This is a genomic window from Thalassotalea sp. Y01, assembly GCF_012932945.1.
In the GTDB taxonomy this organism is placed as follows: domain Bacteria; phylum Pseudomonadota; class Gammaproteobacteria; order Enterobacterales; family Alteromonadaceae; genus Thalassotalea_A.
Map to the genome: position 1 here is coordinate 1 of NZ_JABBXG010000016.1, position 22,349 is coordinate 22,349.

The window sequence follows — 22,349 nt, forward strand, 5'->3', positions numbered from 1 at the left end:
GTCCCGTTCGTCTAGAGGCCTAGGACACCGCCCTTTCACGGCGGTAACAGGGGTTCGAATCCCCTACGGGATGCCACTTTTTTAAGTGCTTAAAGCCGGCTTTATGCCGGCTTTTTTGCATCTAAAATTCAATAAATTCTGCGTTTTCACTCTCTCTTTTAGATGTCTCATATTACAGTCAAAATAGTTACGTTCGTAGGCTGCCATTAGTTTTGCGGTAAATTAAACGGATAAATGATTGCCTTTAGCCTGTATTATCGATAGGTTAGTGGAAACAACAATAAAAGGCCTTTCATGGCAAACGCAAAACTTGGTTTTTGGACCACCACCTCTTTAGTAACCGGCAACATGGTCGGTAGCGGTATCTTTCTTTTACCGGCTGCATTAGCAGGGTTTGGTGGCATCAGTTTGTTTGGCTGGATCATTTCGGCGCTTGGCGCCTTATCTCTTGCCTATGTCTTTGCCAGTTTAGCACGCAAGATTCGCGGCTCTGGTGGCCCCTATAAGTACGCTCAACATCAATTTGGCGATCTTATGGGCTATTTGGTTGCTTGGGGTTATTGGTTCTGTATTGTCACCGCTAATGCTGCGATAGCGATTGCTTTGGTCAGTTACCTTTCTGTATTTCTACCAGTATTAGCAAGCGATACATTAATCGCCACCTTGGCAACGTTAGGCTTTGTTTGGATATTGGTTGGCATTAATTTGCTGGGTATCAAAGAAGCCGGGCGGGTTCAACTGTTTACCACCATTGTAAAGATAGTGCCATTGATTGCTGTTGCACTAGTTGGCGTGTTTTTTATGCAAACAGAGCATTTTGAACCGTTTAACCTCACCGGTGACAGCACGTTTTCAGCGGTATCTTCGGTAGCGGCACTGACAATGTGGGCCTTTTTAGGGCTCGAATCGGCCAATATACCCGATGATGAAGTGGAAAACGCTGAACAAACCGTACCTAAAGCGGCGCTGTTAGGGACTTTAATTTCTGCATGTATTTATATTCCAAGCACCTTTGCCGTATTAGGCTTGATTGCGCCTGAGACGTTAGCACTATCGAATGCGCCATTTGCTGATGCTGCAGCATTACTGTTTGGGCAATGGGCGTATTACTTAGTGGCGTTTATTGCTGTGGTGTCGTGTTTTGGTACGCTAAACGGTTGGACATTGGTGGTTGGTCAAGTACCAATGGCTGCAGCAAATGATCACTTGCTCCCTAAGGCGTTTGCAAAGCTCTCACGAAACGGTGTTCCAGCGTTTGCTATTGTGCTGTCGTCTGTTTTAGTTTCGTGCTTGGTATTAATGAATGCCAGTGACAATCTGGTCGAGCAGTTTACCTTTGTTATTTTATTATCAACGTTAACCAGTTTACTGCCGTATTTAGTATGCACCATAGTTCACGCCCTAATGTTGTGTACCGGTAAAGCCAGTCACAGACTCACTTTTGCCTCAGGTATCACATCATTATTTGCCATAGTGTTTTCTACTTGGATCATTATTAATACCGGCTTTGATGCCATTTTTTGGGGCTGTGTTCTCTTGATCGCGGGGTTACCAGTGTACGTTTTGATGAAGCTCGAAAAAAAGAAAGAACTTGCCAAGGTGATTGAATAAGTGGCTGCATTTGCTAATTTTGCTAAGTAATTCTATTTAGTAATTCTATTTAGTAATTCTATGAGGTGTTTTAATGCTTACTCATTGATTCCTGCTGCATCCGTTAAGTAAGTTTTAGACACCGCAGCCACGCTGCTATCACTAGTGGCAACGCGTTAACCTTTGTGGCAAATAATTTGTGATTAAAGGCTTGAGCGAAAACCAATTTCAAAACCCAGTTCTTGTTTAAACGCCGAGGTTTCAGCGTGTGGGTTATCTAGTTTGTCGAATCCGTAAATGACTTCAAAGTTATCGTTAATGCTAGGTTGCACTGTAAATTCTGAATCAATCCCTAATGGTAGGTTATAGGCTGCTTGTGCAGGGCTTGATGATGAAGGCAAAGGTAATGGTAATAAAGCGCTGTTGGTGATTTGGTCAATGTTATCAGAGAATATATTGTTGTTATTGCCCTGTTCAAAGAGCGCCAGCTGATGATTTTGGGTATTGGCAATAACCATAAACTGCAATTGTTGCTCTTCACCTAGACAATGTCGCTTAATCGCGGCAAAACGTTCGCTAAAGTAGTTTTTAACATTGGTGGTAAAGGCGAATACGGATTGTTCTGCTGCTTGCATGGCATCATCAAACATATCCATATGCGAACGCTCTGCTGTTGACTTATCACCGACATTGATTTGGCTAGCTGCTGCATCAATGATGCTTACGGTATATTCTTGCTTGATCTGCAAATCAACACTGTCCTTGGCAGCAACAGGTTGGCACAGCGCAAGCGCAGAGATAATTGCCAGTGATTTTAAACAATCTGAGAACGTCATAATTAGGTATATTTATTAGCGAAATTTGTTTTAATTTGTAACCCGCAATCAAACTAGCAAACTTACATAGTGATGTGAACAGTTTTGAATGTTAAAAATTGTTTATTTGTGCAAAATAGTGGTTGCTATGCAATGAATGTTTCGGTTTATTGTTTATATGAATAAAATAGCCAAATTAAGTTGCGATTATTGCAAATATGGGCAAATAAAATAGCCTCGAGGGCAGGGCGAGTAGCTCTTTGAGACATGTAAGCAAACTAAATCTATCCCAAACCGTAACACGCTCTAAACGGGTTGGTCTGACTATGCTGATCAGCATAAGCAAATTGTGAAGGTTAGTTACTAATATTGGTTACTAATAGTAAGACCGTTATCACAGACTTTATTGGCAACTAATAGCTGAGCGGCATTCCTACAAGCACTAAAAAATTTGCTTAATTGAGCGGTTATAACTCTTTGTTTTGCTAAATATGTGCAATGACGATGTGCTACATCGGTAAAAATGTTGGTTTAGCGAGCATTTCGACGCCGATACCTATGGCTTTTCGGTTTTTCGTATTAGACTGAATAAGTAGATATGATAATCGGGGCTACACATGGTTAAATCACTGTGCAAATGGAAAAAAAAGGAAGTCGAAAAGCATTTGCATGAGCTATGGCACATCGTTGATAAACCCCGGTTCATTTGTAGAGACTGCGCTCGGTCTTCTCACACCAAAGGTTACTTGTGTAAACCGGTCAAACTTCCACACGATGCCCATAAGGAATAACGGCGCTCATAAAGGATGAAAACAGGGTTAGCTATACGGCGGTAATCAGCATGGTTCGTTGATGCGCAATTCAATGTCCAGTGCACGTAAATGCTCTTGTTCAGCCAATAGGTTTGCATACAGCAAGCTTTTATCATCCATCCAGTTATCCGCAAAGACTAGGTTAAGCTGCTCTTTATCGGCATTGACGATTAACTCTGGCAAAAAGTCATCCTGGCGCTTTTGATTAAGCAGTACTGCCAATCTAAATATCGCTAAAATTCGATATACGTCTTTGACTTTAAATAGGGTGAAATCGGCAAACTCTTCATGTTTTATTTTTTTGCGATGAAACCGCAAAAGCAAGGTCAGCAGTTGTTGCTTCTCTTGTGAAAATCCCGGGAGACCGGAATTGGCAACAATATAGGCGGAATGTTTGTTGGTGCCAGATGAATTGATGTGTAACCCGATTTCATGCAGTTTTGCCGCCCAGTGCAATACCTTTTTAAAGTCAGGGATACTTTTTAAAGTCCAATTGTTATTGATTTGCTGACACAATATTTGGCTTGTTTGGTACACTCGCTCAGAATGCTGCAGATCGACACTCATGCGCGATATCAAACTGTCAACGCTGCGTTCGCGTATATCATCATGTTCGAGTTGATCTTCCATTTCATACAATGCACCTTCACGCAGAGCTTTATCATTGTATTCAAGTTCGTCTATTTGTAACATCTCGAACGCAGCCAACATTACTGCTAAGCCAGAGACTATAACGCCTTTTCGATCTTCTGATATACCGGCTAAATCAATACTCTCAAAATCATCATATGCCAATAGTTTCTTCTTCAGCTTTTTAAGTGCTTTGAGGGTTAACGTGTCCTCGCATAGCTCATTGGCACGTCCTGCTTCTAACAGTGCCGATGCAGTACCTGAGGTACCAATACAAGCTTGCCAGCCAATATGACGGTAACGTTTAACGATTGGCTGTAATTCGCGCTCAACTTTTAGCACCGCTTTATCGAACCGTTTTTCGCTGATCTTGCCGTCAGCGAAAAATTGCTGTGTCAGATTCACGCAGCCAACATTTCGGCTCGATAATGCTAATGGTTCAAAGTGCTGACCAAGGGCGAATTCGGTAGAACCACCACCAATATCAATAACCAATCGCTTGCCAGCAAAGTGCATGCTGTGAGCGACACCATTGTATATCAAGCGCGCTTCTTCTTGACCACTGACCAATTTAATCGGGTAGGGCAACACCAATTTAGCTCGGTTGATAAATTCATTACGATTTTTAGCGGTTCTTAGGGTATAGGTAGCAAGAATTTTAACGTGATCGGGATGAAAGCCATTAAGGGTGTGGGAAAATATTTCTAAGGTCTGTAAGCCTCTTTCCATCGCTTCTTCATTGAGTATGAGATCATCATCTAAGCCTTTGGCCAGCCTAACCTTTATTTTTTCGCGAAGCAGTATTTGCACGTCTTGTTCAACAATTCTGGCCAATACCAAATGAAAGCTATTAGAGCCAAGATCGACCACCGCAATAGTTTGAGGTTCTAAACCATTGCCTGAATGTGCAGTATCAGTATTATCAGCCATGAATTATGATGTATTGTCTCGTAATGTTTAACTTACTGACTTAAAGATTAATCGTTACTGCCCTGATCTTGCAAATTATTCGCTAATTTAGCTTGTTCTAGCGCTTTTAAATACAGGTAGGTTTGCTGCTGCGAGGCGATCTTTTTATTGTTGCCACGTTTAACATATGGGTTATCTTGCGCAGCATTAATGATTCTCGCCTTACTGTTATCGTTAAAACCTAGTTCGACCATGTCGAGAATTTGTTGTTTGAGTTCTTCTTCGTAAATAGGAACGCTCACCTCAACCCTATCTTCAATGTTTCGCGTCATCCAGTCGGCAGAGCTTATATATACTTTGTTGGCGCCATTGGCATGAAAGATCATCACTCGAGAATGCTCTAGGTATCTATCAATGACGCTGAACACTTCAATATTCTCGCTCAACCCTTTAATGCCAGGGATTAAAGAGCACATACCGCGGATCAACATTTTCACTTTAACCCCGGCGTTATTCGCCTCGTACAATTTATCGATAAGCTTTCTGTCGACAAGGTTATTCAGTTTTAAGGTGATTTGCGCCGGAATACTGGCCTTGGCATTTATGATTTCATTTTGAATCAAACGATTGATATGTTTGCGCTGATTAATCGGGCTGAGTAGCAAATGATCAAAGTCAAATTGTCGATAGCTGTGTTCTATAAACTTAAAGACGTTATCAACTTCTTCGGCGATTTGTTGTTTTTTGGTGAAATAAGCAAAATCGGTGTATATCTTCGCGGTTTTTTCATTAAAGTTACCAGTGCTGATTTGCGCGTACTTAACTATCTGGCCATCTTCTTGACGGTTGATTAGGCATAACTTTGAGTGCACTTTTAATGAGGGGATGCCAAACAGAACTTTAATACCTGCATCGGTCATACGCTTAGACCACTCGATGTTATTACTCTCATCGAAGCGGGCTCTAAGCTCAACATTAACCGTCACTTTCTTACCGTTACGTACCGCATCCAATAAACTGCCAATGACCTGAGAATTGGCTGCAACACGATAGATATTCAATTTAATGGAGGTGACTTTCGGATCGTAGGAAGCTTGACGCACAAATTCTTTAAAATGATGGAATTTGTGATAGGGATAATGCAAAAGAATGTCTTTTTCGCTGATCGCCTCAAACACGGTTTGATGCTTGGTAAAATCATAGCAGTCCAGCGCTGGCCATTTGGGGTAACATAATTTGGTTTTTCCTACCGTTGGAAAACCTATAAAATCGCGAAAGTTACGATAACGACTGCCTGGCAATGTTGAGTCATAAGAGGTAAATCCTAATAACTTCTTCAGTTTCTTTTCCATTCTTAATGGCATGTTTTGGTCGCGCACAACGCGCACCGGCTCAGCGTGCAGACGTTGCTTAATACCTTTGGACATCTTCATCAAGATAGAATCATCAATGTCTTCTTCACTGAGGTAATACTCGGCATCGCGGGTGATTTTAAACGAGTACGCATTAAGCTCATCAAAGTCAAATAAACCATTGAATATACGGGGTAACACAAAGCAAATAATATCGTCTAATAAGATGATGTTTTGCACGTTACTGTCTTTTTCTTTCGGTAATAATACAAAACGATCTGTGTCATGAATTGGAACGTCAATAGCGGCATATTGACGTTGGTCTTGATTTTGAATTTCAACAAATAAATAGGTGATGTGATCCTCAATGAGATTTTTGAAGTCGGCGTTCTTGTTGACAATTAGGGGTTGAATAAAACGCAGTATCTTGTCATCAAAATAGTCCTTCAGCCAGTGTTTATGGAACTCAGACAGCTGGCCTTGATCGATGATAGCCAAGCCTTCTTTTTGCAAACCACGACAAATGTCGTCATAAGTGTTGTTAAAGGCGATATTAAACTCGAGTACTTTTTCTTGAATCTCATCGACTAAGGCTTGATATTGTGTGACTGCGGTAGTGTCACCTTCTGCCTTTTTAAGCAACGCATTACGTTTAATGTCAGAGACTTTTACACGAAAAAACTCATCTTGGTTGTTAGAAAATATGCCTAAAAAGCGCAAACGCTCGATGCTTGGGTTTGAGGTGTCCTGGGCTTCTTGTAAAACCCGTTCATTAAACGACAGCCAGCTTAAATCTCTTGAAAAATAGTGTGATGACATAAATTCGGCAAACATTGCAGATAAATTTCTCTAATTTTTTATTGTAAGAACCAAATATGACAGTCGTGTGACAGTGGCGTATATGGGGCGATTTCGCGTAATAAAACGCAGACAACAGCAATGTAATCTGCATTCTTAAACTGTAGGATAAGATTGATAAAACCTCAAAGAATGGTTTTGTATCAATATGTTATGGTCAGGGTTTTACCATTGTAGCCGCAGAGTTAAAGGCTCGGTGCTTGACTGCAACCCGCACATTTCATCATAAGGGGTGTGCTGCTCTAACGATACCCTGTCTGGCATGTTGCCGCGGTAGAACTCTTTTATTTCGCTGATCGAATCAAAACGACGTGGGTTATTGTCTTTGCCGGTGACAATAGCTCCGTCTTCAGTAATCAGATAAATGTTGCCTTCGAATGACTTGATGGTTAAATCCATAATGCTGCCTCACCTCGGCTTTTTAAGATGTGTAAAACAATACGCCGATAGTCACAGTATAGATCACGGGATCTTAGCTACAATATTCTGCGTATATCCTAAAATGGTATTTATGGGCAAAACGTTTCGAATGACTGATAAAAGTAAACATCACCTCGCCATCGTTCTCGGTTATGCAGGACTTGCGCCATTTGTCCTACTTAGCGCCTTTCTCGTGTTCAGCGCGAACAAGGAGCTTAATAGCGAATTTTTATTGCCCTTGTTTGAGCACTACAGCGCATTGATATTGGTATTTTTGTGCGGTGCGTTGTGGGCGGAAACGTTAATCGGTAAAAGCTTGGGCAGTGGTAAAACCTTACTCATTATTGCTAATTTAGTGATGATCATTGTTTGGTTGGTATCCGCGCTACCGGTATTTACTGATCTTACGGTACGAATGGCAATCTACAGCAGCATGTATGTGGCGCTAGTGATCAGTGAAAATCGCCTGCGTAATTTTGTTGACGACAGCAGCCTCATAGACGGTTATCAAACCTACCAAAAAATGCGTTGGCGACTATCTATGGTGGTTCTTGCTTGTCATTTAGCTGTTGCCAGCTTTGCACAAGGGTAAGCGGTTATGAGTTTAACGAAATACGCCATTTTAATTGGCGCGTCATCGAGTATTGCGCAAGCGATGTGCAAACAACTGCTGGCGTCAGAGCAAGTACATTTATTATTAATTAGTTCAAAGCAGAGTCCCGTAAACGAGTTGCGCGATACACGAGTGACTCAGCTAATATGTGATTATTCGCCAACAGATATTGACCGGGTGCTCAGCGATTGTGACCGTGTAATGGGTAGCAAGTGGCAACACGTTACACAGGTATTTATCTTTAATGGGGTATTGCATAGCCAACAGGTTATGCCTGAAAAGCGCATTGAAGACGTTAATGCCAGCCAATTAGCCAGCTTGTACCATACCAATACCATTACCCCTTTTATGTTCGTATCGGCTGTTATCAGCCGCTTAGACAAGCAATGTCGTTGCCGCATCACGGTGTTCTCGGCACGAGTCGGCAGTATCGAAGATAATCGTTTGGGCGGGTGGTATGGTTATCGCAGCTCAAAAGCTGCGTTAAATATGCTGCTAAAAACCGCAACTATTGAACTGAAACGTCGAGCCAAGGATTGCAAAATCATCGCATTTCATCCTGGTACGACGGATACACCTTTGTCTAAGCCGTTCCAAAAAAATGTCCCGCAGGGTAAGTTGTTTACTCCTGAGTATGTGGCGCGTTCGTGTTTGCTGGTAACTGAGGCGCTTGAAAATGATGGAGAGTTATCCTACGTTGACTGGCAGGGCAAAGAGATTGCGTTTTAGTTCGTGCCCTAGATGCTTTGTTCGTGCCTTAAATGTCTAGCTTGCGCCATAGATAGCAAGAGTGGCCTGTTTAGCTTGATAGGCTTTATAACGTGCTAATAATTTTACATCGACATCGGCTGTGTTTAGCTGATGAAAACCATTTTGCTGATAAAGGGCTTTAAGACTGGTCACGGCAAAGCAGGTTAACGGCTGGTGATGAGCTCGACAATGTTGCAATAATCGATTCGCTATGCCCCGATGTTGATAATGACTAGCAACCACGAGGCCATGTAAAAACGGTGTACTGCCGGCAAAGGAGACCAGCACAGAGGCAATGATTTGTTCAGACTCATCTTTAAGCAGATAACACACATCGTCACCAAGAAATCCTGCCGAATAACGTTGTGTTTTATAAAAACGTTTGATGTGTTTCTTTTCTGATTTGATTGCGCTAACTATTTTATTGCTCGCTATTTCAGTACTAGCTAACCTTGAATTACTCATACTTAGCAGCCCCTTAAATACACATAAAATTGATACAAGAAAAATAGCTAAAACAAAATTAGTAAAAGCAAAACGGCACCGCAAATGTTCATTGCGATCTATCTCGCAAATCTTTGCTTGTGCCGTTAGTCAGTTGTTAAGGTTCGTCGCTCAACGGTTTATGGGGGCACGGCAGCTTATTTACCGCGCAACGCTTTTTCACCACGGGCGATACCAACGGTACCTGAACGAACCACTTCAATGATTTCCGTCTCATTTTTTAAAATGTCAATAAACGATGATATTTTGTCGTCATCACCGGTTATTTGCACGGTATAGATTTGCTTGCCCACATCAATAATGTCGGCACGGAAAATCTCACTCAGTCGCTTTACTTCGGTACGGGTTTTAGGGTTCATCGCCAATACTTTAACTAACGCGATTTCACGTTCAATGTGCTGACGATCGGTTAAATCCGATACGCGTAATACATCAACAAGCTTATTAACTTGTTTGGTAATTTGCTCCAACACTTGATCATCACCATAGGTGGTAATGGTGATGCGAGATAAAGTGGCATCGTCAGTTTGTGCCACATTAAGGCTGTCAATATTAAACGCTCGTTGTGAAAAAAGGCCGACGATACGCGACAACGCACCTGGTTCATTTTCCAGTAATACAGATAAAATACGTCGCATTATACTTTTTCTCCTTTCTTCAACCACATATCATCAACAGCGCCAAAACGCATTTGCATAGGGTAAACGTGTTCCGTTTCGTCAACCAATACGTCAACAAAGACCAAACGATTTTTCATTGAAAATGCTTTCTCCATGGCCGCATCTAATTCATCCGGGTGATTAACTTGCATTCCGACGTGGCCATACGCCTCCACCAGTTTGACAAAGTCTGGTAAAGACTCCATATACGATTGTGAGTGGCGACCACCATATATCATGTCTTGCCATTGTCGTACCATACCTAGCGAGCGGTTATTCAAAGCGACAATAACAACGGGAATGTTATATTGCAGACACGTAGCTAATTCCTGAATGTTCATTTGAATTGAGCCATCACCGGTCACACACACCACGTCTGCTTCAGGGAAGGCAACCTTGACACCCATAGCTGCAGGGAAACCAAATCCCATGGTGCCCAAACCACCTGAGTTAATCCACTTACGTGGTTCTTTAAACGGGTAGTATTGCGCGGCAAACATCTGATGCTGGCCAACGTCTGACGTCACATAGGCATCACCGTTGGTGTGCTTATAAACAGATTCGACAACCTGTTGTGGCTTGATTTTGTCAGGGTGCGTTTCGTAGCTAAAGCTATTCAATTGACGCCATTGCTCAATTTCCTGCCACCAGTCGGCGAAATGATCGCTGTCAGGTTTATGACCCACTTCGTCCAGCTGTTTTAATAATTGGTCAATTACCACATCGGCATAACCAACAATAGGAATGTGTGCATTAACGGTTTTTGAAATTGACGTTGGGTCGATATCAACATGAATAATGGTTGAGTTAGGGCAAAACTTTTCCACTTTGTTGGTAACACGGTCATCAAAGCGCGCACCAATGGCTAGTATCACGTCCGAATTGGCCATCGCCTTATTCGCTTCAACACTACCATGCATACCAAGCATGCCGATAAAGTTGGGGTGCAGGCCACTTATGCCGCCTAATCCCATTAAGGTGTTGGTGCATGGCGCATTTAAGCGTTCGACTAATTCGGTTAGGGTGTTGGAGCAATCGGACAATATGATGCCGCCACCGGTATAAATCACCAAACGCTTGGCATTGATGATGGTATCAACCGCTTTTTTGATCTGCTTACTGTGACCTTTTTCCGTCGGATTATAAGAGCGGATTTTAACGTCTTTATTCATTTTGTACTCAACCTTAATGTCCGGGTTGAGGATATCTTTTGGCAGCTCGATAACCACAGGACCTGGTCGACCCGATTCAGCCAGGTAAAACGCCTTGGCTAAAACATTTGGAATTTCATTAACATCACGGCAGGCAAAACTGTGTTTAACGATAGGTCGTGAGCAACCGACTATATCGGTTTCCTGAAACGCGTCACCGCCAATCAGGTTAGATGCAACTTGACCTGCAAGCACAACCATAGGGATTGAGTCCATATAGGCATTGGCGATACCCGTGACACAGTTGGTGTTACCAGGCCCTGATGTTGCCAGTACGACACCCGTTTTACCTGTGGCGCGGGTGTAACCGTCAGCCATATGCGTTGCCGCTTGTTCATGGCGCACAAGGATATGACTTACTTTGTCTTGTTGGAAAATCGCATCATAGATATCCAAAACCGAACCGCCGGGGTAACCAAATATGAATTCAACATCCAATTCGGCCAGCGACTTGGTCAATAAAACTGCGCCTGAATAAAGCTCTTTTGTACTCATTGTGCTGCCTTTTAAATTTTTTTTGCCCTAAAACGAAAAAAACCCTCGGAGTGTTCTCGGAGGGTTTTAATGAATGTTTATGCGATGTTTCTTAATTCATTGAAAACCCGTGCCCTGGTACAAGCACCACGACAATCAGGAGAATAATGAATAGAATAAGATTTAACATCGTATAATTAATATTTGGATAAAGTTAATTTATATTTAAAGCAGTTACTCTAACTTGTCAACAATATTTTTACAATTCATTGAAAATAGTGGTCTATCAGTCATTTTGGTCATTTACTAAGTGGTAAAAATCGCTAAAATAGCGTCCACATTGAAAAAATATCGCGGGGATTTATGAAAAGTTTTGAAGCAAATTTTGACGGATTGGTAGGACCAACTCACAATTATGCCGGTTTGTCAGAAGGTAATGTTGCGTCAAAATCGAACGCAAATGACATGTCCAGTCCAAAGAGTGCAGCATTACAAGGCCTTCAAAAAATGAAAGCGTTGCATGATTTAGGAATGGTACAAGGGGTATTTGCACCGCAAGAGCGTCCTGATATTTTTTCCTTACGTCGTTTAGGTTTTTCAGGTACCGATGCTAATGTGCTTGAAAAAGCCTACAAACAAGCACCATCGCTATTATCAGCATGCTGCAGTGCATCAAGCATGTGGACCGCTAACGCGGGTACCGTGTCGCCATCAGGTGATACCTTAGACGGTAAAGTGCATTTCACACCCGCTAACCTGACTAATAAGTTCCATCGTTCATTAGAGCCTGATACAACCGGTAATATCCTTAAAAGTGTGTTTGCTGATGATAAGTACTTTGCCCATCACCTACACCTAAATGACAATGACCATTTTGGGGATGAAGGTGCGGCGAACCATACGCGTCTATGTTCAAATTATGGCGAACAAGGTGTTGAAATATTCACCTTTGGTAAATACGCGTTTAACGCTAATATGCCAGCGCCCAAGAAGTTTCCAGCGCGTCAAACGCTAGAAGCCAGTCGTGCGATCGCGCGTCTACACGGATTGAGCGATGACAAAGTGGTGTACGTACAGCAAAACCCTGATGTTATCGATCAGGGGGTATTCCATAATGACGTTATCAGTGTCGGTAACCAAAATGTGTTGTTCTACCATGAGCAGGCGTTTTTAAATACCGACGCTTTTTTAGCTGAAGTTCAGCAAAAGTTTGGCTCTGATGATGTGCACTTTATTAAAGTGGCAACGGATCAAGTCAGTGTTGATGATTGTGTTAAGACCTACTTGTTTAATACACAAATCATTACCTTGCCTAATGGTGATATGACCATTATCGCACCAATGCACTGTTATGATAATCCAAGTGTAAAAGCCTACTTAGATGACTTGATTACGCAAAATACACCAATCAAACAGGTTAAATACTTTGATGTAAATGAAAGTATGAAAAACGGTGGTGGCCCAGCATGCCTGCGTTTGCGTATTGCTATGAATGAAGCGGAATTAAACGCGGTTAATCCTAATTGTTTGATGTCAGAGAGCTTATACAGCACATTAACGACATGGGTGAACAAGCATTATCGTGACACCTTAAGTTTTGATGACTTGCGTGATCCACAGTTGTTGCTTGAATCAAGAGCGGCATTGGATGAATTAACGCAAATTTTGAAAATCGGCTCTGTGTACCGTTTCCAGCAGTAAAACGTTTTATTTATGCAATAAAAAACGCCACAATCAATGTGGCGTTTTTTGTTTTTAATAACGTCTAATTCGTTATCATGTCGTCGCTTGCATCAGTGCCAAACAATCTTTAATTGCGTCCGCGGTATAGACAATGTCGGCTTCACTGATGTCTAAATGGGTGACAATACGCAAAGGGCTGCGCGGCGATATCAAAATACCTTCCGCTTTCAATAACTGACACAGCAATTCGTCATTAATAGCTGGGTCAACATCGACATAGAGCATATTGGTTTGTAATGGACGTGGTGATAATCCATCAACCTGAGCTAACAAACTGGCCAATTTTTTGGCGTTGTTATGGTCATCTTTTAGGCGAGTGACATGGTTGTCTAAGGCATAATCCATGGCTGCCGCTATCATACCCGCTTGACGAGTACCGCCACCGACCATTTTGCGAATACGGCGGGCACGAGCAATCAGTTCTTTGCTGCCACATAATACCGAGCCCATTGGCGTTCCTAAGCCTTTAGAAAAGCAAATTGAGATCGAATCAACATATTGGCAAATGTCGCTCAGTTCAATATTAAGCTCTGTTAGGGCATTAAATATACGGGCTCCGTCTAGGTGAATACTCAGCCCATGATCGTTGGCAAATTCACGAGCTTGTTGAAAGTATGACACCGGAATAATTTTGCCGCAGTGGGTGTTTTCTAAGCTCAAAAGTTTGCTCATTGCAAAATGCTGGTCATCGTCCTTTAAAACGGCCTTGATATCGTCAAAGGCTAATTCACCACTTGGTTGTTCTACAACGGTTTGAGGAACCACCGAGCCTAGCACGGCTGCGCCACCGGCTTCATAGAGATAAGTATGATAGCCTTGACCTGTGATGTACTCTTCACCGCGGGCACAGTGAGCAAGTAGCGCACATAAATTGGATTGCGTACCAGAATTGACGATCATCGCCGCTTCAAAGCCAGCCATTTTGGCAATACGTTGTTCAAATGCATTAACGGTTGGGTCATCAGAATAAACATCATCCCCCAATTCTGCGCTGGTCATTGCTTGTTTCATGGCGTCGGTAGGGCGGGTTACCGTATCAGAACGAAAATCTATCATCTTGTATGAATATATCTGTTGGGTTATTTACACGCTAAGTTAGTGGTCTGTCCTGCTAATGTCAACGTCGGTGAGCATTCTATTTGCAAATGCCTTGATTTTTGCTGAGCTTGAACGGATTGAACAGTGAATTTAAGTGATAAGTACTAATTTATCTGCCGTGGATTACTCATTGGCTAGCAACAAGGTAATGATATTTTCGGGATACAATAAAAATTATGCAAGGAGCATAAAAAAGGCGCTTAAAAAAGCGCCTAGTGAACATCAACTCATAATAAGAGCATATGAGGTTAGATAACGTTAAATTAGAATTGGTAACTTAATCCAACTTTGTAATTGCTGCCATCCGCTTGATAGTTCATCACCGTTTGGTAATCCTCATCAAAGACATTGTTAAACTTGGCGTTGACCGACAAGGCATCGGTTAGCTGATAACTTGCCGCGATATCGACCACCACAAAAGAGTCTAATTCTCCAGCAGAGTCTTGACTGTCATCATGGTAATTAACCAACGCGGTTAACATCAATTGCTGCCAATCAAAGTCTATTTGATAACTGGCGGTTTTCTCAGGACGACGCAACAACTCTATGCCAGTGCTTTCATCTTCGGTTTCGATATAGGCAAAACTGACAGTGTGAGTAAATAGGTTGGTTGCCAATATTGCCGATACTTCAGCGCCTTTGATATTGGCATTATTGATGTTTTCTGGCTGCCACAATCCAAATTCATTTGGCGCCCAAGCGATTAAATCTTCAATGTCTGATTCAAACACAACCGCTTCAAACTGACCTTGCAGGTAGGGAAATAAAAAACGATGACGTAATAGTATTTCGCTGCTGTCTACTTGCTCAGGCTTTAGGTCTGGATTCCCCGAACCCGGCCAATAAAGGTCGTTAAACGACGGCGCTTTAAAGCCTGTACTGCGCGTTGCTGACACGAGTGTATTGGCATTAATTTGATAACCGAGACTGACATTGTAGGTGTTTTCACTGCCTGTGTGTTCAATGTCATCATAACGGTATGCTGCTTCAGCAAGCCATTGTTCTTGTTTGATTTGAGTCTGCACAAATACCGCGGCTACATCGCGCTTATCAATTGCCCAACCTTGAAATCCTGGTGTCCACGGATCTTTGTCCGTGTTGGTTGAAACCTGCTCTTCATAATAATCACCACCTAAGGTCAGGCTGGCATTAGGGTTTACCTGCCAAAGACTGATCAAACTAAACTGATCGCGCTCGGTTTTGATTTCATCACCATTGCTTTTCTTGATGCCATTACCAAAAGTGGTTGCTTGGTCTTGACTCTTGCCGTAGCTCAATTGTGTGGTCAGCAGATCACCCACGTATTCACCGCCTACTTTAACGCTGTAATTATCGTGCTCTTGTTCATTGGCATAAAACGCTGGGCAAATACTTGTTGGATCGTCCCAACAAGGACTTTCAGGATAACTGGCGTCGTATTCACTGCCGCCTTCTTCAATGCGACCGACGAGCGAAACACTGAAGCTTTGGTTAAGTTGAGATTTACCATTTATGCTGGCTGACAATCGGTCGTACCCATCATCATCAGGCTCATTAACGTCATATGGGTAAGGGTCGCTGCTATAAGCGTTAAAGCCATCGCTGTCTTCACCGGCAACAGATACGGTTAATTGATGGGTTTCATTGCCCAAACCAATCGCCGCATCAGCGTGTTGGTAACTATGCGAACCGGCACTGATATTTATCGCCCCTTCGCCTGCAGCATATTGCTTGCTGAAAATTTGAATCACACCACCGATGGCATCACTGCCCCAAAGTGCGGCGCGAGGGCCTTTAACCACTTCAATTCGCTCGATTTGCGCAGGACTAATGGTCGATATATTGGTGTAGCCTAATGTCGCTGAATTTACACGCACGCCATCAACCAAAATCAAGGTATGGTTGGCGTTGGCACCACGGGTAAAAATAGATTGCACTTGGCCGCCACCACCTTGGCTGGCGATATTAATACCTGCAACGGTGTCTAGCAATGCCGCAACGTTTTCAACCTGCAATCGACTGATTTGCTCGCTGGTAATGATCTGCGCGCTAGATAGTGCAGTAAATTGTTGCTGTGTTGTTCTGTTTGCTGTGACCAGCATTTGCTCATCAACTTGTTGCTGTTGTGCTGCGCTGCTAAATGCGGTTACACCAGCGGTTAAAGCCAAACTCAGTTTACTTACGGTAAATCGTTTATTATTTTTCATATTTCCTCACTACAGGTGCCCACCGCACCTATGAAAATATCGCTTAAATCGGTCTCCGGGCTTTTGAATATAAAATTCAACTACCGTTGCGGGGGCAGCACAGGACTGTTCCGACGGCTCGATACCGTGCGGGTGTCACCTGTTTCCCTTTTCATTCGATTACCTAGTTTAGGTTCGAAAACTTAAGCGGGATTGATGTTCCTTCCTTGGGCTCTTTTCCCTAATAGCAGATCATAGCGAACTAATGATTCTGCTTACGTTGCCGATAATATAATCGACTGTCGTCAATGTGCTGGCACAGACTCTGCAATTCATCCAATAGGCGATAACTCATACGATGTAAGATATCGGCATTAGGTCGAATGATTTGTAGGTGCTGTGCTGCACGAACGCTGTTGTATTGTTGCCAATCTATGGCATCACTGGCCAAACCGTGACTCGATGTGGGCTGGATAATAATGCTTGGGTTGGCAACAATCACTTGTTCAAGATTGATTTGCGGGTAGTCTGAAATCGCATCTTTAAATGGGTTGGTCGCTCCGCATACCGTCAATTGTTGTTGCGGCCATGCATTGCCTGCGACGGTGGTTAACGGTTTTGGCCAAAGCTCATAAAACACTTTGATACGCTGTTTGTCTTGGTATTGCTGACGCAAATCCGCCAGCCGAGTACGATATTCTTTGGCTTTTTGTTCGGCAATGTCACGACGACCCGTTAGCTTGCCCAACCATTGAAATTCTTTGGCAACATCTTCTAACTGGCGAGGATCGGAGTACACCACTGTTAAGCCATGTTTTTGCAATTGTTCAATGTCGCTCATTGGTACACCTGTTTTCCAAGCGATAATGATATCCGGCTGCAATAACAGAATTTTTTCAATGCTCAGCCTCGCGTAATTGCCAACACGCGGCAATTGTTTGGCTTTGGCAGGGTGATCCGAATGTTCTGATGCGGCAATGATTTGCTCATAAGCGCCTATATCGTCGAGCATCTCAACAATATGTGGCGCAAGCGCGATAATTCGAATCGACGGACCGGTTTTTACATCATCAGCTAGCCTTGCATCGGTGGATATCTGATCAGGCAACGCATTGACGGCGATAGGCAGCAAACAGGTGAATGCAGCGACAATCTGTATTGCTCGTTTAAGTTTCAACTGACATGAGCCTATCAAGCCAGCGGTGTTATTACTCATCAGAAAATCCATTATGTTTGTCTATTTTACCAATCCAAGCCGGCTTGCGCTTTGATGCCATTATCAAAGGCGTGCTTGACCGACTGAACTTCCGAGACGGTATCGGCTAAGTCGATTAAGCGTCTGTGGCAGTTACGACCGGTGATGATTACATGCTGGTTAACTGGACGCTGTTCAATGGCTTCAATTACCTCGTCAATATCAATGTAGTGATAGCTGATCATGTAGGTGATTTCATCGAGCAAAACCATGTCGATACTGTCGTCTGCAAGTAGCTTTTTCGCTGCTAACCAAGTTGCTTGTGCCGCTTGCGTATCTTGCTCTTTATTTTGTGTTTCCCAAGTAAAGCCGGTTGCCATAACATGAAAATCAACGCCATGTTGTTGCAATAAATTGCGTTCGCCACATTCCCATCCACCTTTGATAAATTGCACAACACTGGCGCTTAAACCATGGCCAACGGCACGAGCGACTGTGCCAAACCCTGAGGTGGATTTGCCTTTACCATTGCCGGTTATCACCAGCACTAGACCTTTTTCGATGGTGGCTTTGGCGATACGCTCATCAACTTGCTCTTTTAGTTTTGCTTGGCGTTGCTGATGCTTTTGTTGTTGCGATTGGGCATTATTGCTCATGGGTTATTTCCATTTTGTTCATTTGTCTGAGCGCGATTAGCGCTTTGATAAAAGCGTGTACAGGCAGCGAGTAGGGCGTCAATATCGAGATGTTGACTTACTTGCTGCGCTAAATAGTCAAGGCTATGATCTTCAATTTGCTGCTTGTTAGACGCATTTGTTGAGGCGCATGCATCGGGTTTCACCCACTCTAGTATGGCGTTTCGTGGCTGTTGTTGATCAAATATGCCGTGCAGATAACTGGCCATGATTTGCCCATCTTCGCTCGTATAGGCATCGGCAACCTCATCGCTAACATCTGCACCTTGGTTTAGGTTTTTGCCGGTGACGTGTAGTCTCTTCGTTGGGTTTGCATGGTTGCTTGCCTGCAAGCAACTTTTACCCGCATGTATTTCATAGCCACTGACATCAAGGCTATGACCATTAAACTCTATGTTGCAGTCAACCTTAGCGAGCTGTTTTTGCGCAGATAAGCTGGTGTCAATCGCCAACAAACCTAAACCTGTTGTCTGTTTTACATCGCTTTCGACGCCATGTGCATCCATTATATTGCAGCCCAGCATTTGTAAGCCGCCACAAATGCCAATGACCTTGCCACCGTATCGCAAATGTTGATTGATATTATGGTGCCAACCTTGTTGTCTGAGAAAGCTAAGATCGGCTTGTACGTGTTTACTGCCCGGCAAAATGATCAGGTCGCAGGCTGGCAATGGCCTACTAGCAAGATTTGCATTAGCGTCAGTGACGTCGTTGTCAGTGCCTGTACTAGTAACTTTATCAGTGCCTTGGTGAAAAATTAATTCGACGTTATCCTGCCAACGCAACACATCGAAATCGCTGTGATTACTCATTCTAGGTAATACCGGCACGACAATTTTAATGCGGTCTTGCTTATTACTCTGCGACACGCTTTGTTGCGCATTGACGCCGTCTTCATCACTTAACCGTAAGTCATATAAATAGGGCAGTACACCCAGTACAGGCTTGCCAGTGCGCTGTTCAAGCCAATCAATCCCAGGTTGCAGCAAACTGATGTCACCACGAAAACGATTGATAACAAAACCGACAACTCGGTCTTGCTCACTTTGGCTAAGCAGATCTAAGGTGCCTACTAAATGCGCAAAGACACCGCCTTTATCGATATCAGCGATGATGATCACTGGGCAATCTGCCGCTTCTGCAAAGCCCATATTGGCAATATCACCTTCTCTAAGGTTTATCTCAGCTGGACTACCGGCACCCTCAACAAAGATATATTGGTACGTTTGACAAAGACGTTGATGCGATTGCATGACCGCCTTTAGCGCTTCAGGCTTGTAGGCATGGTAGGTAGTAGCTTGCATGGCGGATAAGGCTTTGCCATGAACGATGATTTGCGCTTTGGTGTCGGAATGTGGCTTTAATAAAATCGGATTAAAGTCGGTATGGGGCGCGACTCGTGCCGCGTTAGCTTGCATTGCTTGTGCACGACCAATCTCTCCGCCATCGTCGGTTACCGCGCTATTTAGCGCCATATTTTGCGGTTTAAATGGCGCAACACTGAGCTTTTTGTTGGCAAATATGCGACACAAAGCAGCGACTAAGGTGGTTTTTCCAGCATCTGATGTGGTGCCTTGAACCATGACTGTCATAGCGGTATTGGCTGTGTTGAGGTTATTATTCATTGCTACTTACCTCATGCGTCGCATTAGCACTAAAAAGAAGATACTGCCTAAGGCGGAGGTAATTACCCCGATTGGGATCTCTTGACCGTCTAGCAGGGTGCGCGCCAACACATCGACCCAGACTAAAAAGCTGCCGCCGATAAGTGCACTAAAGACAATGAGTTTAAAACTGGTTATCGCCAACAAATTGCGCACCACATGGGGGATCATTAAGCCGACAAAGCCAATACCACCGCAAAACGAGACAATAATGGCACAAACCAAGGCACACAATATTAGTATGGTAAGACGCAAGGCATCGACATTTACGCCGAGTGTTTTTGCGCTTTCATCACTTAGCAATAACGCATCTAATTGGCGACTTAATATCAAAGATACAGTAATCGCCAGCACCACCACTGGCAACATCACCCAAATGGCATCGCTATCCGCTGAGGCGAGAGAGCCCATTAGCCAAAATATTACTCGATTCGACGAGAATGCATCGCCCGTATAGAGAATAAAGCTGGTGATGGCGCTCAATAAGAATGACACTGCCACACCCGCCAGTAATAAATGCTCGACTCGGCGCCAATTGTTATGGGTCAGCACTGAGACCACCATGGCAACCGCAAATAAAGCGCCAATAAATGCCGACAGCGGCAGACCAATAACTTGCCAGTGAGGTGGCAGCAAGGTTGCCAAGGTTGCCCCTAACCCAGCACCTGCGACAATACCAAATAAATAGGGATCGGCGAGTGGGTTGCGAGTTACGTTTTGCATTAACGCACCAGCAACCGCTAATCCTGCACCGGCAAGAAAACCGGCGATGACTCGTGGTAGGCGAATATCAAATAATATGGTTTGGTGTAATTGATTATCGCAACGTTGCAAGCAGGACAATAACTGTTGATGCGACACCCCAGTAACGCCAAGCCCTAATGCAACAAAGAGACTGATCAAGGCAAGGACACTGCATGCGATTAATGCCGGGGTATAGCGACTTTTAACTCGCATCTGTTGCTCCCCGCGGGTTTACCATGCCTGGTAAAAACTGCACTTGTACTTGTGATTTTTGTTTGTCATCGACATAGCGATGAACTTGACAAGGCACATTAAACACCTGTTGCAAGGTGGTCTCTTTTAACACCTCTTCAGGCGTGCCAACGGCGACAACTTCACCGTGATTAAGCATTAAAATGCGATCGCTATAATAGCTGGCCAGATTCAGATCATGCAGACTCATTACCAAGGTGAGGTCGAGCGAACTGGCCAACGAAAGAATTTGTTGTTGGTAATAAATATCCAGGTGATTGGTCGGCTCATCCATCAGCAATATCTTGGGGTCTTGTACGATGGCTCGCGCTATCATGACACGCTGTTGTTCACCGCCCGATAGGGTATTAAAGTGTTGCTCTTGTTTATCAAGTAAATCGACCTTTTCAAGTGCCATACTGATTTTATGATGGTCGGCATCGCTGTCTGTTTCAAACCAGCTTTTATGTGGAATTAGCCCCATGTGCACCACTTCACGACAACGTAGTTGAAACGGGTTGCTGTGGTGCTGATTTACCACGGTTATATGTTGCGCAATATCACGGCGGCTAAGCTGTTTGAGGTTTTTATTATGAACATAAATATCGCCACTGTCGGCGTCAATAAGACCGGCTAGGCATTTTAGCAATGAGGTTTTTCCGGCGCCATTGGGCCCGACAATACTGATTGATTCGCCGCGCTCTATCGCAAAGGATACTTGCTTGAGTATGGATTGTTTGTCGACTTGCCATGTTAATGATTGGCACGTCAAAGCCTTGTTGCTCATATGACCGTTTAAACCCGCTACCTTAAAAATAAGGCGCTTAACCAAAAATGGGATAACCAGCAGGTCAGCAGTTAGGGCAATGATATGACATTGACGACAACAAACAAAAGACCGACTTGCTTCGCGTTACCCGCACGAATACTGTCCTTTTACAGGCAGGTCTCCTGACTCGTAAAGTGATAATCTTGACCGCATTGTTGGCCTGATTATCCAGTTTTTAACCTTCCCGGAACAGCTTGTGTCCAGTGGTACGCAGGGCGCTCACCCTTTAAAAACGCTTTACTTACAGTTGCGGGAACAGTTGAGGACTTACACCTCATTCCCTATTAAGTTCTTGTTTATCCTTTAGCTTTTGCTAAGTAAAACAATAGAACACCTGTTAAAGTTTTGCTACTATAGCAGTTTAGACGTCTAAATAAAACTGTTTGTT

At 43.5% G+C, this 22,349-nt stretch carries 18 protein-coding genes, 1 tRNA gene and 2 riboswitches; of the genes, 5 read left to right on the forward strand and 14 right to left on the reverse strand.

The window, feature by feature from the left end; all coding sequences use genetic code 11:
* Positions 1-76: transfer RNA gene (locus HII16_RS16320), tRNA-Glu, on the forward strand.
* 218 nt (positions 77-294) lie between these two features.
* Positions 295-1,611 carry an amino acid permease gene (locus HII16_RS16325; protein WP_169131857.1) on the forward strand — a complete coding sequence of 439 codons (1,317 nt, stop codon included), beginning with the start codon at positions 295-297 and terminating at the stop codon, positions 1,609-1,611.
* A gap of 182 nt (positions 1,612-1,793) precedes the next feature.
* Here the strand turns inward: HII16_RS16325 and HII16_RS16330 are convergent, their stop codons facing one another.
* The 4 genes from HII16_RS16330 to HII16_RS16345 all read right to left on the reverse strand — a co-directional run bounded on the left by HII16_RS16330 (position 1,794) and on the right by HII16_RS16345 (position 7,365).
* Positions 1,794-2,426 carry a hypothetical protein gene (locus tag HII16_RS16330; protein ID WP_169131859.1) on the reverse strand — a complete coding sequence of 211 codons (633 nt, stop codon included), beginning with the start codon at positions 2,424-2,426 and terminating at the stop codon, positions 1,794-1,796.
* Positions 2,427-3,241: 815 nt separating this feature from the next.
* A complete protein-coding gene (ppx, locus tag HII16_RS16335; RefSeq protein ID WP_169131861.1) occupies positions 3,242-4,777 on the reverse strand; it encodes an exopolyphosphatase in 1,536 nt (511 codons plus the stop codon).
* 47 nt (positions 4,778-4,824) lie between these two features.
* The gene (gene ppk1 / locus HII16_RS16340; RefSeq protein ID WP_248289657.1) at positions 4,825-6,942 is read right to left on the reverse strand and encodes a polyphosphate kinase 1; all 2,118 of its coding nucleotides are present in this window, start codon (positions 6,940-6,942) and stop codon (positions 4,825-4,827) included.
* 189 nt (positions 6,943-7,131) lie between these two features.
* Positions 7,132-7,365 carry a DUF6482 family protein gene (locus HII16_RS16345; RefSeq protein WP_169131863.1) on the reverse strand — a complete coding sequence of 78 codons (234 nt, stop codon included), beginning with the start codon at positions 7,363-7,365 and terminating at the stop codon, positions 7,132-7,134.
* Positions 7,366-7,495: 130 nt separating this feature from the next.
* Between HII16_RS16345 and HII16_RS16350 the strand changes: the two genes are divergently transcribed.
* Positions 7,496-7,978: a DUF3429 domain-containing protein gene (locus HII16_RS16350; RefSeq protein WP_169131865.1), complete on the forward strand. Its 483-nt coding sequence runs from the start codon at positions 7,496-7,498 to the stop codon at positions 7,976-7,978.
* Positions 7,979-7,984: 6 nt separating this feature from the next.
* Positions 7,985-8,728 carry an SDR family NAD(P)-dependent oxidoreductase gene (locus HII16_RS16355; RefSeq protein ID WP_169131867.1) on the forward strand — a complete coding sequence of 248 codons (744 nt, stop codon included), beginning with the start codon at positions 7,985-7,987 and terminating at the stop codon, positions 8,726-8,728.
* A 36-nt stretch (positions 8,729-8,764) separates the two neighbouring features.
* On the opposite strand, the gene HII16_RS16360 is transcribed toward HII16_RS16355, so the two are convergent.
* The 3 genes from HII16_RS16360 to HII16_RS16370 all read right to left on the reverse strand — a co-directional run bounded on the left by HII16_RS16360 (position 8,765) and on the right by HII16_RS16370 (position 11,618).
* Positions 8,765-9,214, reverse strand: coding sequence for a GNAT family N-acetyltransferase (locus HII16_RS16360; RefSeq protein WP_169131869.1), 450 nt, complete (start codon positions 9,212-9,214; stop codon positions 8,765-8,767).
* Between the two features lie 176 nt (positions 9,215-9,390).
* The gene (gene ilvN, locus HII16_RS16365; RefSeq protein WP_169131871.1) at positions 9,391-9,891 is read right to left on the reverse strand and encodes an acetolactate synthase small subunit; all 501 of its coding nucleotides are present in this window, start codon (positions 9,889-9,891) and stop codon (positions 9,391-9,393) included.
* A complete protein-coding gene (locus HII16_RS16370) occupies positions 9,891-11,618 on the reverse strand; it encodes an acetolactate synthase 3 large subunit (protein WP_169131873.1) in 1,728 nt (575 codons plus the stop codon). Before HII16_RS16370 ends, ilvN begins: the two co-directional genes overlap by 1 nt.
* A 342-nt stretch (positions 11,619-11,960) precedes the next feature.
* Between HII16_RS16370 and astB the strand changes: the two genes are divergently transcribed.
* Positions 11,961-13,298 (forward strand): N-succinylarginine dihydrolase, encoded by a 1,338-nt coding sequence (gene astB, locus HII16_RS16375; RefSeq protein ID WP_169131875.1) that lies wholly within the window; start codon positions 11,961-11,963, stop codon positions 13,296-13,298.
* 75 nt (positions 13,299-13,373) lie between these two features.
* Here the strand turns inward: astB and ltaE are convergent, their stop codons facing one another.
* From ltaE to HII16_RS16410, 7 genes are all read right to left on the reverse strand, one after another.
* Positions 13,374-14,396 (reverse strand): low-specificity L-threonine aldolase, encoded by a 1,023-nt coding sequence (gene ltaE, locus HII16_RS16380; protein WP_211183548.1) that lies wholly within the window; start codon positions 14,394-14,396, stop codon positions 13,374-13,376.
* 305 nt (positions 14,397-14,701) lie between these two features.
* The gene (locus HII16_RS16385; RefSeq protein WP_169131877.1) at positions 14,702-16,624 is read right to left on the reverse strand and encodes a TonB-dependent receptor; all 1,923 of its coding nucleotides are present in this window, start codon (positions 16,622-16,624) and stop codon (positions 14,702-14,704) included.
* Between the two features lie 28 nt (positions 16,625-16,652).
* A riboswitch (cobalamin riboswitch) is annotated at positions 16,653-16,825 on the reverse strand.
* 40 nt (positions 16,826-16,865) lie between these two features.
* Positions 16,866-17,819 carry a cobalamin-binding protein gene (locus tag HII16_RS16390; RefSeq protein ID WP_169131879.1) on the reverse strand — a complete coding sequence of 318 codons (954 nt, stop codon included), beginning with the start codon at positions 17,817-17,819 and terminating at the stop codon, positions 16,866-16,868.
* A 26-nt stretch (positions 17,820-17,845) separates the two neighbouring features.
* Positions 17,846-18,454 (reverse strand): cob(I)yrinic acid a,c-diamide adenosyltransferase, encoded by a 609-nt coding sequence (cobO, locus tag HII16_RS16395; RefSeq protein WP_135439961.1) that lies wholly within the window; start codon positions 18,452-18,454, stop codon positions 17,846-17,848.
* Positions 18,451-20,118, reverse strand: coding sequence for a cobyric acid synthase (locus tag HII16_RS16400; protein ID WP_248289658.1), 1,668 nt, complete (start codon positions 20,116-20,118; stop codon positions 18,451-18,453). Before HII16_RS16400 ends, cobO begins: the two co-directional genes overlap by 4 nt.
* Before the next feature lie 6 nt (positions 20,119-20,124).
* Complete coding sequence (locus HII16_RS16405) at positions 20,125-21,114, reverse strand: iron ABC transporter permease (protein WP_169131881.1); 990 nt, start codon at positions 21,112-21,114, stop codon at positions 20,125-20,127.
* Positions 21,104-21,919, reverse strand: a complete 816-nt coding sequence (locus tag HII16_RS16410; protein WP_169131883.1) for an ABC transporter ATP-binding protein — start codon at positions 21,917-21,919, stop codon at positions 21,104-21,106. The genes HII16_RS16405 and HII16_RS16410 overlap by 11 nt, the downstream gene beginning before the upstream one ends.
* A 136-nt stretch (positions 21,920-22,055) precedes the next feature.
* Positions 22,056-22,314: riboswitch (cobalamin riboswitch) on the reverse strand.
* Between the last annotated feature and the right edge of the window lie 35 nt (positions 22,315-22,349).

What these genes read in the sequence shown, in the direction of transcription:
- ilvN (WP_169131871.1), bottom strand. Translation starts at nt 9,891, where the DNA reads ATGCGACGTATTTTATCTGTATTACTGGAAAATGAACCAGGTGCGTTG.
- ppk1 (WP_248289657.1), bottom strand. Translation starts at nt 6,942, where the DNA reads ATGTTTGCCGAATTTATGTCATCACACTATTTTTCAAGAGATTTAAGC.
- HII16_RS16410 (WP_169131883.1), bottom strand. Translation starts at nt 21,919, where the DNA reads ATGAGCAACAAGGCTTTGACGTGCCAATCATTAACATGGCAAGTCGAC.
- HII16_RS16360 (WP_169131869.1), bottom strand. Translation starts at nt 9,214, where the DNA reads ATGAGTAATTCAAGGTTAGCTAGTACTGAAATAGCGAGCAATAAAATA.
- HII16_RS16370 (WP_169131873.1), bottom strand. Translation starts at nt 11,618, where the DNA reads ATGAGTACAAAAGAGCTTTATTCAGGCGCAGTTTTATTGACCAAGTCG.
- HII16_RS16405 (WP_169131881.1), bottom strand. Translation starts at nt 21,114, where the DNA reads ATGCGAGTTAAAAGTCGCTATACCCCGGCATTAATCGCATGCAGTGTC.
- ppx (WP_169131861.1), bottom strand. Translation starts at nt 4,777, where the DNA reads ATGGCTGATAATACTGATACTGCACATTCAGGCAATGGTTTAGAACCT.
- HII16_RS16350 (WP_169131865.1), top strand. Translation starts at nt 7,496, where the DNA reads ATGACTGATAAAAGTAAACATCACCTCGCCATCGTTCTCGGTTATGCA.
- HII16_RS16355 (WP_169131867.1), top strand. Translation starts at nt 7,985, where the DNA reads ATGAGTTTAACGAAATACGCCATTTTAATTGGCGCGTCATCGAGTATT.
- HII16_RS16385 (WP_169131877.1), bottom strand. Translation starts at nt 16,624, where the DNA reads ATGAAAAATAATAAACGATTTACCGTAAGTAAACTGAGTTTGGCTTTA.
- cobO (WP_135439961.1), bottom strand. Translation starts at nt 18,454, where the DNA reads ATGAGCAATAATGCCCAATCGCAACAACAAAAGCATCAGCAACGCCAA.
- HII16_RS16390 (WP_169131879.1), bottom strand. Translation starts at nt 17,819, where the DNA reads ATGAGTAATAACACCGCTGGCTTGATAGGCTCATGTCAGTTGAAACTT.
- HII16_RS16345 (WP_169131863.1), bottom strand. Translation starts at nt 7,365, where the DNA reads ATGGATTTAACCATCAAGTCATTCGAAGGCAACATTTATCTGATTACT.
- HII16_RS16330 (WP_169131859.1), bottom strand. Translation starts at nt 2,426, where the DNA reads ATGACGTTCTCAGATTGTTTAAAATCACTGGCAATTATCTCTGCGCTT.
- ltaE (WP_211183548.1), bottom strand. Translation starts at nt 14,396, where the DNA reads ATGATAGATTTTCGTTCTGATACGGTAACCCGCCCTACCGACGCCATG.
- astB (WP_169131875.1), top strand. Translation starts at nt 11,961, where the DNA reads ATGAAAAGTTTTGAAGCAAATTTTGACGGATTGGTAGGACCAACTCAC.
- HII16_RS16400 (WP_248289658.1), bottom strand. Translation starts at nt 20,118, where the DNA reads ATGAATAATAACCTCAACACAGCCAATACCGCTATGACAGTCATGGTT.
- HII16_RS16325 (WP_169131857.1), top strand. Translation starts at nt 295, where the DNA reads ATGGCAAACGCAAAACTTGGTTTTTGGACCACCACCTCTTTAGTAACC.